Origin of the sequence: Methyloceanibacter marginalis (genome assembly GCF_001723295.1) — a bacterium.
GTDB lineage: Bacteria > Pseudomonadota > Alphaproteobacteria > Rhizobiales > Methyloligellaceae > Methyloceanibacter > Methyloceanibacter marginalis.
On the sequence record NZ_LPWD01000062.1, the window covers coordinates 1 to 10350 of the forward strand.

Genomic DNA, 10350 nt, shown 5'->3' on the forward strand with positions numbered 1-10350 from the left:
CTCTGCCATCCGGTCTCGCGACGATGTCGTCGATGGTGCGCCCGACTTCCGGCGCAGCATCTTGATCACAGCCTCTTGCTTGCTTTGCGAAGGCGCTGCCGGCTCCTTAGACTTGGCGACAGAAGCCTTCCGGGCCTTGCGGCGCGGTTTCGCGGCCGTCTTGCGTTGCCGCGGCATGCTTGCCGGCGCCTGCGAGGGCTTGGTCTCCTCCGTCTCGTTGATGCCGAGGGCAAGGAGCCCGCTCTTTGCGATAAACAGGCCAAGTGGACGACCCTCCTTGTCGCGACGCCATTCGGGTGCGGCATTCTTGGACGGACTTTCTTCAGCCAGTTTCCGTTTGCACAGGATCTCGATCATGACTCTGTTTTGAGCAGCGCCCTTGGAAGCCAACTTCTCCGGCAGGGGCAGGAGTGATCCGTCTGGGCGTTGAGCCGCGGCGCTGAGGATCACGAGCTGCGCGTCGCTGAGTTTGGCGGTTTCGGGTTGGGACTTGGACATGGTTGCCTCCATCGTGGCGCACCGGTCCGTTGCCGGCGCTTCCACCGCCCACAGCCCGGCCAGGAGGCCAGGGAAAGGCGCTGACGGAGGCTTCCGTCCGTCATTGCGTCAGCAGCATGCACGCTCTGTGTGGCGCTGAAGTCCAGTCGAATCTTCGGCCATAGAACGAGACGACGGCTGCAATGCAGGGAGGTTTTGCGCAAAGCTTACGGTCGACAGCCAAGATGTCGGCAGCACACTGATCGGGGAAGGTCTGGCAGAACGCTATGTGTGCCGCGCCACAACGTGTCCGCCACGCCGAAGCTGGTGTGGACCTTGGGGACTGCCGGACGATTGCCACAAGGAAGGCAACCAGCGCGGCGAAGAAGAGAGCCAGCCCCACCCAGCGCCATGGATTGGGCTTCGGCATAAAATGATCCCGCGGGATCTGATTGTCGTTGTCTGGCCGCATGTGTTTGACGCCGCGTCTCGGCTCGAAGCGATCGATCCCGGTCTTAAATATTATCCAGCGTATAGGTCGAGAGCCTGTGATTCAGTGCCTGACTAATGCTGTCGACCTGATCGTCATGGGGGCCATTGGGAAAAGCCAGAAGCTCGCGCTCGAGCTCGGGTAAGAATGGGGCGCCCCTGGGAAAGCGCACGTGGCCTGCGAAAAACTTCTCCTGCTGGACATACATTCGGCCGACCTTGTCACGCTCAACAGGCACGGGCTTCACGGCCCTGTTCAGCGTCTTCTTAAGCTCCTGGGCGAGCGCGATTCCGGTATGTGCATCCTCGATCAGCACGATGCGTGGCTTATAATGCTTGGCCTCTGCGATGATTATTTCGCGCAACTGCGGGTACTCAAAACGACCGCGTACTAACCCGAGCAGATAGTAGATGGGGGCGTGAAACAGCCAAGCGGTGCAAACCGACCAATCGTTCATCGCGCCGTCTTTGGATGCAGTGTCAACGCTCAAAAACACCTTGGAGCGGTGTGTTCGTTCTGGAAGCTCATGTGGCTCGTAATAGCGCAACCATTCGCGCTTTATCATTGCCCCGCCTACGGGCACCGGTCGCTGCTGGTATTGCGCGTCGAAAGTCTCCGGGGGCATAATATTCTGGAGATTCTTCAGTTCTTTTATCGATTCATGAGCCGGATGAAGCACATCACCAGCCCTCCGATGATGGAACTTGTTCACGCCGATCGGAATGCGCTCGTCCTCTTCGGCGATGGCCGGTAACCGCAGCACGCTCCAATCATCCGTTGCCTCGGTGAGGAATCCACACAAGTCGTTCATGTGGACCCGTTGCATAACGACGATGATTGCACCCGTCTTTTTAGAATCCAGTCGCGAGATAAGCGTGTTGGAGAACCACTGATTGACGTTGTCACGCCGAACCTCTGATTGGGCATCGACGGCTTTTTGCGGATCATCCAAAATGAACAAGTCGCCGCCCATGCCGGTGAGCGAACCCATCACCGTGGTCGACCTGCGATAGCCACGCTCGGTGGTGGTGACCTCATTTCCGAGCGCCTTTTTAATCCTCATGTTGGGGAAAACGCGTTGGTACCAATCGGACGTGACGACTGAATTGAAGTCACTGGAGTGCCTGTCCGCCAACTCGTTGCCGTAACTAATGACGTAGATTTTCTTCTTGGGATCATGTCCGAGCACGAAAGCGGGATAGGCAACCGACACGATCAGCGACTTAAGAGAGCGCGGCTGGATATTTATAATCAGACGGGTGATCTCGCCTCGCAGGACTTGTCCGAGCGCATGCTCAATGGCCTGGTGGTGCCAGTTTGGGAGGAACTCCCCTCCATGATGGAGGTGGACAAAACAGCGTTCCACGAAAAGTCGGAAATTTGAGCGCAGTGCCGCATCCAGCGCGTCCAAAGGATCGATAGGCATCATGAATGTTCCTCTGCGGCTTTGATTTCGGCCGCGACCTGCCGCAAATAGGACTGCAGGACCTTCTCGTCGTCTTCCCGCATCACGCGCTCGCCTGGCGCGGCCTCTAGTAAGCGCGAGCGGTTCAGGATGAGTGCTTGAGCTTTCGCATTGCCCTTAAGAGCGTCATCGGCGATCTTGGTCCACACCGCTTCGAGTAGGCTCACCTTTCGAACCTTGCCGCCCAGGCTCAGAGCGACCCTTCGATTTATAACCTCCCTGACAATCGTGTCCTCGTTTTTGGAGCCCCTCGGCCGCCCGGCGGGATGGGCGCTTTGGCCAGGCTTCCACTGCGTTGCCTCCGGTGGCCGGCAATAGCCGACGGGGTAGTCACCGGTTGGGGTCTTTCGAGGCTTTGAAGGCCCTCCCGGGCGCTTTGCCTTACTCATTTGCGCCCCCATTGGCAGATGGGTCGGCTTGGCCGGCCGCGCCGGCGAGCTCGTCAAACGTCTCACCGGTATCGACGAGGATCGCGTCCCGCTTCGAGAGCTTCTGCCACCGGCGGATAGCCACGTCGGCGTAGCGCGGGTCGATCTCCAGGCAGAAGGCCCGCCGCCCGGTCTGTTCGGCGGCGATGATGGTCGTCCCGGAGCCCGCGAAGGCGTCGAGGACAATCGATCCACGGCGGGAGCAGTCGCGCATGGCATCGGCGATCATGGCGACCGGCTTGACCGTCGGGTGCATCTTGAGCTCATCCATGCGCCCGGCGCGGAAGGTATTCACGCCGGCATAGCGCCACACATTAGAGCGGTTGCGTCCCCCGCTCCCCAGTCCGAAATTGTTCAAATGGGGGGCTTGGCCATGCTTGAAGACGAAGACGAGCTCATGCTCGCTGCGATAGAAGCTGCCCATGCCCGGGGTGCTTTTGACCCAGACGCACATATTCTTGAGCTCGTCGAACGCCACGGCGCCGGCGGCCGTAAGTTCGGCTACATGACGCCAGTCGATGAACACGTAATGGATGGCGCCGTCGATCGAATGGTAAGCGCACTGACGCAGCGTATCCGTCAAAAAGCCTTCGAACTGGGGACTGGTCATTTTGCCGGACGCGCACATGAACTCCCGGCGCTTGATGCGGCCGCGACCGCCGACATTGCCCTGAATGCGAACATTGTAGGGTGGATCATGGATGCCCATCTCCGCGACCTCACCGTCCATGAGCTGCGCGAAGGCCGCGTCATCCCGCGCATCGCCGACCAGAAGCCGATGGTTGCCCAATGCGAAGACAGCACCTGCCCGTGACACGGCTGGTCCTTCGATAGGCTCTAGGACCTCATCCGCGGGATCAGCGGCAATTTCGGCGACGGTGTCGAACACCGCGTCGATCTCGGCCGGCTCGAAGCCGGTGATCGAGAGATCGAGGCCGAGTTCCGGCAGCGCCAGCTCAAGTTCACCGAGTTCGAGTGACAAAATCTCAATGTCCCAGGCGCTTTTGGTCGCGAGCTGATTATCGGCGAGCGCATAGGCGCGAAGTTCTGTTTCCGACAGGTGCGAAACCCGAATGACCGGGATCCGCTTCAGTCCGAGCTTCTTCGCTGCTTGCCATACGACGTGACCGGCGACGATCCGATTCTGCTCGTCGATGACGACGGGCTTTATCACCCCGAAATGGAGCACCGAATTCGCGACTGCTTCTTCCTGGGCTTTATTATGGACGCGCGCATTCCGCTTGGCAGCCTTGAGGGATGCCGGGGGCAGCATCTCCACCATCCACGGCAGCTTCGCTGCCAGCCCGCAAGCAGAAACCTGATCTTGGGTTCTTAATGTGTGAGATTGTTTCAGCGGTTTTTTCATCGTGGATCCTATCGGGTGAGTTCCGCGGCGTTGGAACGCGAGGATGGCTGGCGCGACCACGTCGCCGCTTGTGCCGACCGTCGAGGGCGATTGCTCTCGGGAAGAGTCATGAACTGCCCCTTCCACGTTTACTCGGCCTTGTTTTTGCCAGTGCCGTGTTCAGGTCGTGCGCCATTCGGGTCAGCTCAACCATCGTGTATGAGATGCCAGCTTCCCGACGCAGGAACGGCATAAGCTCGTCGTCCTCAAGAACCACGATCTCTCTTGTTTCGTCCGAACTTTGATCTCGTGGTCGGCCTTTCCGGGAGGCGATCACGAGATGAACCGGACGCGTGGTCCATACGGCGAGGGTGCCGGGTTGCGCAGCTTCTAGAATCTTTTTCTGATCGAACAGCTCGGTCGCATTCCATTGCAAGATTTGAGAATGTGCTTGCTCTAGATCCGGGCGCGCGCAGCGGAGGATTGAAATAGCCGTGGCCTGTGGCCAGCCATGCTCCATCAAGTTCAATCCCAGACGGAGCGCGAAGATCTCGTACTCTGAGAACCACACCTCAATCCCCCGACCCGGCGCTTCGCCGCTGTAGAAGGCGTAGTTGGCGTACTCGGGGTCATTAGCGCCGGGAACGATGTCAAGGCTCCGATCAGTGTCCAAGAGACGCTTCATCTCTGTGCGCAAAGGGCCGCTGGGAACCGGCCCTTGACCGATCGCCGCCGAAATGGCCTCCGCGGCCTGGTTTCTCTTATACGCAACCATAAAACCTAATAACAGGTTTCAATGATGTCGTAAATGGCGTTGTATCGGGAGATGGCGGTAGGTGCGTCGATCGTTTTGCTGCAGCTTGGGCTCAAAAGCCTACCGGGCACGAGGCCTCTGCGCTGGCGCTTGACTGGCTAAGTCAACTCCTCCCCCGTCGCGATGAGCTCTGTTCAGGACGGGTGGAACGCCCTCTCTAGGTATCCAAGGCTCGGAAGAAATCGCGACGGTGCGCGCCGCTCCGGCCCCTTCTTTGTAGCAAAAGAAAGCCCCGCCGGATCAAGGATAGGAGCGGGGCCAAAGGAACATCTTCATGACGCAGGCTACCTGCTTTGAAAGCTTAGCCTAGCGGGCTGCCGAAAAGAAGCCCCGACTGCGCTTAGCCAGGGCTTCCCCAAGTTACTCGGTTTAAGAGCCATGAATTGTTCCCTAGAATCCGCTGAGAGTTAGTAAGCTGGTGCTATGGATGTCCTCTCGGTAGAGGTTATAGGGCAAAGCATCGTCATAACGAGGCCGGGTACCGACTGCGCCGTGACCTATGAGAAAGACGCGGGCACGCCTCACCTCATCATGACGCGCAGTTGGCTACCAGCCAGCGTCACGAGCCCATCCGCTGCTGCGTTTCGCGCTGACGCCGTTCGGGCAGCTCGCCACAAGGCGCGAGAGCTAGGCTGGATCGAGTAAACAAGTAACCACACCAGGCCGCCGTTTTCGAACTTCTCACTAAGCTTTGATGTCGTCTCGCCTTGCGGAAGCGCAGGAAGTAGCGCAGCCTCCCCGCCGCCCTCTGTGGCAATCCTGCCTTCAGGGGGATTTCTTAGGAGTAGCCCCCATGAAAAAGTATCTGCTAGCAGCCATGTTGATCGGGGCGTTTGCGGTCCCGGCTTACGCAGCCGAGTTCCACGTAATGTTCGACAAGACGACCAAGAAGTGCTCGGTCTCGAAAACCGCACCGAGCGAGACCGAAAAGTTCAGCATGATGGGGATTTATGGCTCCGAGGCCGACGCCATGATGGCGATGAAGGGCATGACAAAATGTAAAGGCTAGCTGTCTCAGGGGACAGAACCAGGAAATGTGAGGAGGGCGTCGGCTATAGTCCGGCGCCCTCTTTTGTCAGACCCAGTGCGCTCAGGAACGCATAGACAGTCCAGCCAAACAGCCGGCTGTGATTATCACGATGAAAGCTGCAAGAACCCAATTCCGTATTGGCAACAAGCGCCCACCCTCAGTTCTCGTTTCCGTAGGCTGCGACACGAGTCCAATCGGGGCAAAAAGTAGGATGCTTCCTTGTACGGTCCTGACCGGAGCGCTATCGCGCCTCTCTAAAAGATCAGCCGCAACGGAAGGCGAAGAGGGCAGGAGAGACAAGTAGTGCCAAGACAACGCCGTCGACCATCGGGGCAGCAATACGCTTGCTCATCATATGAGGAATGAGACCCGAGCGCAGAGCCATCCCGGTCTATCGATGCCAAATATTTGATCATCGGTGCCTTGACGTTTTTAGCGTTTGGATAAGACTGGCGTTATGGTCGGTCAGTCATGTTCAAGGCAAAGTTCGCTAGTGGCGGCGATCTTTATGATGTTCGCAGTGATGGGTTTGATCCCCTCACATGCGCTTGTTGAAGGTTCAGAAGCAAATTTTGTCATCGCAGGCAATCTCCAAGGTGACTGCGCGCAGTGTGACATCTGCGGCGAACCTTGCGTCGTGCCGGTGGTGTGCTGGGGTCCATGTACTTCCTTTGGCTTGTCGACCGATCTAGCTCTGGTTAGACCTCCTACGGTCGCCTTTCTGCGCCCCACAGCATTTTCACAGTCGCTGAGCGTCGCAACTGCCCCTCCGATACCTCCTCCTCGTACATATCGCCTCGTTTGAGCACCCTTTTGGGTCGAACCAGTCGCAGGATGGTCCGATGGCCGTTGCCTATCCGACACGCGAAACCTCTAGACGCTCAAAGGAGTGACTATGCAAAAGTCACTTGCGATTGCCATGTTCGCAGCAGCGGTTGTTGCTGCAGGTATGGCGCCGGACGCAGCATTTGCGCACCACAACGTTTATCACAACTTAGGAAAATGTGGCTCTGCTGTCTGTCCGGGTCCGAAACAGACGCGACAGACTGAAACCGAACAGTCTGAACGTTAGATCAACGTTTCGAAGGCCGGTCGGCCTTAGGAAAGGGCCGACCGGCTAGTAATTCTGTTGCAGTGAAGCACCTTAGATATGCTATTGACGGCATATGGACTCGATCCTATTTATTAACGGCCGCTATGCTCAAGATCCGCTCTCTTATTGTTGCTTTAATCGCCATTTCGGTCACGTGGTCGCCGATTGGGGCATTTAGCGCGTCCGCATTTTCGCAGGAGCCTGTCAGCCTCTCGGTCGGTCTCGACGATTGTGCGGGCGGAGTAGCATGTGAAGGTCACATGGACGGCTGCTCGAAAATGTCGGGTTGTCTCCTCAAGTGCTTCAGCGTATTCGCTACCCTCCCTGGGTCCTCCAGGCGTCGCTAGGCGGCCGCGTCTCCGAGAAGCTTAGACTTTCGGAGGAGACCGCGAAGCCGCCTATCCACTTCCCCCCATCACCGCCGCCCCGCGTCTGAATCCTGATTGATCCGTGTTGCATCGCGCGAGAATCCGCTCGCGCCACGCGAACTGATCCGTTCTCTCCTGCCCTCATGCAGGTTTCTGAACCAGGATTTGGAGACGCCTTATGAAGAAGTTCATGTATTTGACGATCCTGGCTGCTGGCCTCATGGCCGGCGCAGCCGGGAGCTATTGGTATTTGCAGCACGCTGAACCGGTTTCGGCGGGCGCTAATGGCGCGCAGACGGCGGCTGAAGACGGCCGAAAAATTCTTTATTACCGCAACCCTATGGGGCTGCCTGACACGTCTCCGGTGCCGAAGAAGGATTCGATGGGCATGGACTACATCCCAGTCTATGCCGATGAGGTCGATGATAACGACACCGTCAAGGTCAGTCTCGACAAGATCCAGCGAAGCGGCGTTAAGACCGAAATGGTGAGGTCCCAGGCTCTCTCGCGTACCATCCGCGGCGTCGGCGTTGTGGAATATGACGAATCTCTTCTGACGATCGTCAGCGCTCGCTCTGACGGCTACGTCGAAAAGCTGTTTGTCGAGAAGACCGGCCAGCACGTCAAAGTCGGAGAACCGCTCTTCCGGTTTTACAGCCCTCAGATTCAATTGGCTCAGGTGGACCTGTTGGTTTCTATGCGCGCACAAGGTCGATCTGGTGCCACCCGAGACCTTGAGGGAGCCAAGCAGAAATTACGGAACCTCGACGTACCGGAGGCTCGTATTGAAGAGGTGCAAAAAACCAAGACCAATCCGCGAACGCTCGATTGGCTTTCTCCTGCCACCGGCGACGTGATCGCGAAGAATGTCATCGAAGGCCAGCGCGTGATGGCCGGAGATGAGTTGTTCCGTATTGCGGACCGTTCCAGGGTGTGGGTTATCGCAGAGGTCGCCGAATCTGACATTGCAGACGTAAAGGTTGGTACCTCCGCCACCGTGACGCTCAGGGCATTTCCTAACGCGCCGCGCGAAGGGGAAGTGACATTCATTTACCCGGAAATGATGAAGCCTGCCACACGGACGATCTCTCTCCGCATCGAGCTGCCGAACCCGGACGGCGACTTGCGGCCCGGCATGTACGCGGATGTGGTTTTCCAGACAAGCACTGAAGAGCCACCGGTCATTGTTGTTCCGGCCAGTGCCATAATGGATAACGGTACAGGCGAGGTTGTCCTGGTGGCCAGAGGGGAGGGACGATTCGAGCCGCGCGATGTCACGCTCGGTCGCAGAGACAACAGGCATGTTGAAATCCTCAAGGGCGTCGAAGAAGGAGAGGAGGTAGTCACGTCGGCGACCTTCTTGATTGACGCCGAAAGCAACCTCAAAGCGGCCTTGACGGGATTCGACCAGCAGGAACCCAAATCATGATCGCGAGACTCATCCGCTGGTCGGGCCGCAACGTCTTTATGGTTGGGCTGGCGACCATCCTTATCACCTTGGCCGGAATATATGCGGTTTCCAAGGTGCCACTGGACGCCATACCCGACCTATCCGACGTCCAGGTCATTGTGTTTACAGAGTATCCCGGCCAGGCGCCTCAGGTCGTCGAGGATCAGGTCACCTATCCGCTTACCACGGCTATGCTAACCGTACCGAGGCGCGGGTCGTCCGTGGCTTCTCCTATTTCGGGGCATCGTTCGTTTACGTGATATTCGAGGACGGCACCGACATCTATTGGGCCCGCTCACGGGTTCTCGAATACCTGAGCGCCGCCGCTCAGGATCTTCCCTCTGGCGTTACTCCAGAGCTCGGCCCGGACGCAACCGGCGTCGGTTGGGTCTATCAATATGTGGTGCGCGGGACGCAAAAAAGCCTGGCCGAGCTTCGCACGATCCAGGACTGGTATGTTCGGTTTGGCCTATCGAAGGCGCACGGCGTCGCCGAGGTCGCGAGCGTCGGGGGGTTCGTCAAGCAGTACAGTGTCGTCGTCGATCCGCGCCGCCTACAGGTTTTCGGTATCCCGCTTGCCAAGATCAAAGATGCCATTCGTGATAGCAACATGGATGTCGGCGGCAGGACCGTCGAGCTTTCCGAACGTGAATACATGGTGCGCGGCCGTGGGTATATCAAGAACATCTCGGACCTAGAACAGATCGTCGTCAAGAGTGAAAAGGGCGTGCCGGTGTTCCTCAGGGACGTCGCACAGGTCGAACTCGTGCCAGACGAGCGTCGCGGGATTACTGAATTAAACGGAGAGGGGGAAGTCGTCTCGGGAATTGTGCTTCAACGTTTTGGTGAGAATGCCCTGTCGGTTATTCAGAGCGCGAAGGATCGACTTTCGACGTTAGCGCCTAGTCTTCCTAAGGGCGTGTCACTCGATACTGTCTATGACAGATCTGACTTGATCTACCGTGCCATCGACACGCTGAAGCGCACCCTCGTCGAGGAAAGTATTATCGTTGCGTTGGTGTCTGTCGTGTTCCTCTTGCACGCGCGCAGTGCCCTCGTTGCAATCATCACGCTGCCGCTCGGAGTTCTGATCGCCTATATCTGCATGTGGATATTAGGCCTGTCGTCCAATATCATGAGCCTTGGCGGCATTGCCATTGCTATAGGCGCAATGGTTGACGCGGCCATAGTGATGATCGAGAACGCGCACAAGCATCTCGAACGCGCGCCCCCGGGGAAGCCGCGGACAGAGATTATTATCGATGCTGCCGTCGAGGTTGGCCCCGCGCTGTTTTTTAGTCTCCTCATTATAACTGTCTCGTTTTTGCCGATCTTCGCGCTGGAGGCCCAGGAAGGCCGCTTGTTCAAGCCGCTCGCCTATACCAAGACC

At 57.9% G+C, this 10350-nt stretch carries 6 protein-coding genes and 2 pseudogenes; 3 read left to right on the forward strand and 5 right to left on the reverse strand.

Annotated elements, in window-relative coordinates; genetic code table 11:
* From AUC71_RS03120 to AUC71_RS03140, 5 genes and pseudogenes are all read right to left on the reverse strand, one after another.
* A pseudogene (locus tag AUC71_RS03120) lies at positions 1-498 on the reverse strand (hypothetical protein); the annotation flags it as partial.
* A gap of 494 nt (positions 499-992) precedes the next feature.
* Entirely contained in the window at positions 993-2396 is a 1404-nt protein-coding gene (terL, locus tag AUC71_RS03125) for a phage terminase large subunit (protein ID WP_083238029.1), read from the reverse strand.
* Positions 2393-2833 (reverse strand): DUF5681 domain-containing protein, encoded by a 441-nt coding sequence (locus tag AUC71_RS20740; RefSeq protein WP_342021749.1) that lies wholly within the window; start codon positions 2831-2833, stop codon positions 2393-2395. Before AUC71_RS20740 ends, terL begins: the two co-directional genes overlap by 4 nt.
* Positions 2814-4142 (reverse strand): site-specific DNA-methyltransferase, encoded by a 1329-nt coding sequence (locus tag AUC71_RS03135; protein WP_069623104.1) that lies wholly within the window; start codon positions 4140-4142, stop codon positions 2814-2816. The genes AUC71_RS20740 and AUC71_RS03135 overlap by 20 nt, the downstream gene beginning before the upstream one ends.
* Before the next feature lie 190 nt (positions 4143-4332).
* On the reverse strand, positions 4333-4980 hold the full coding sequence (locus tag AUC71_RS03140) for a hypothetical protein (RefSeq protein ID WP_069623105.1): 648 nt from the start codon (positions 4978-4980) through the stop codon (positions 4333-4335).
* Positions 4981-5812: 832 nt separating this feature from the next.
* On the opposite strand from AUC71_RS03140, the gene AUC71_RS03145 reads away from it, so the two are divergent.
* From AUC71_RS03145 to AUC71_RS03155, 3 genes and pseudogenes are all read left to right on the forward strand, one after another.
* Complete coding sequence (locus AUC71_RS03145; protein WP_069623106.1) at positions 5813-6028, forward strand: hypothetical protein; 216 nt, start codon at positions 5813-5815, stop codon at positions 6026-6028.
* Between the two features lie 1660 nt (positions 6029-7688).
* Positions 7689-8939, forward strand: coding sequence for an efflux RND transporter periplasmic adaptor subunit (locus AUC71_RS03150; RefSeq protein ID WP_069623107.1), 1251 nt, complete (start codon positions 7689-7691; stop codon positions 8937-8939).
* A pseudogene (locus AUC71_RS03155) lies at positions 8936-10350 on the forward strand (efflux RND transporter permease subunit); the annotation flags it as partial. The gene AUC71_RS03150 and the pseudogene AUC71_RS03155, both read left to right, overlap by 4 nt.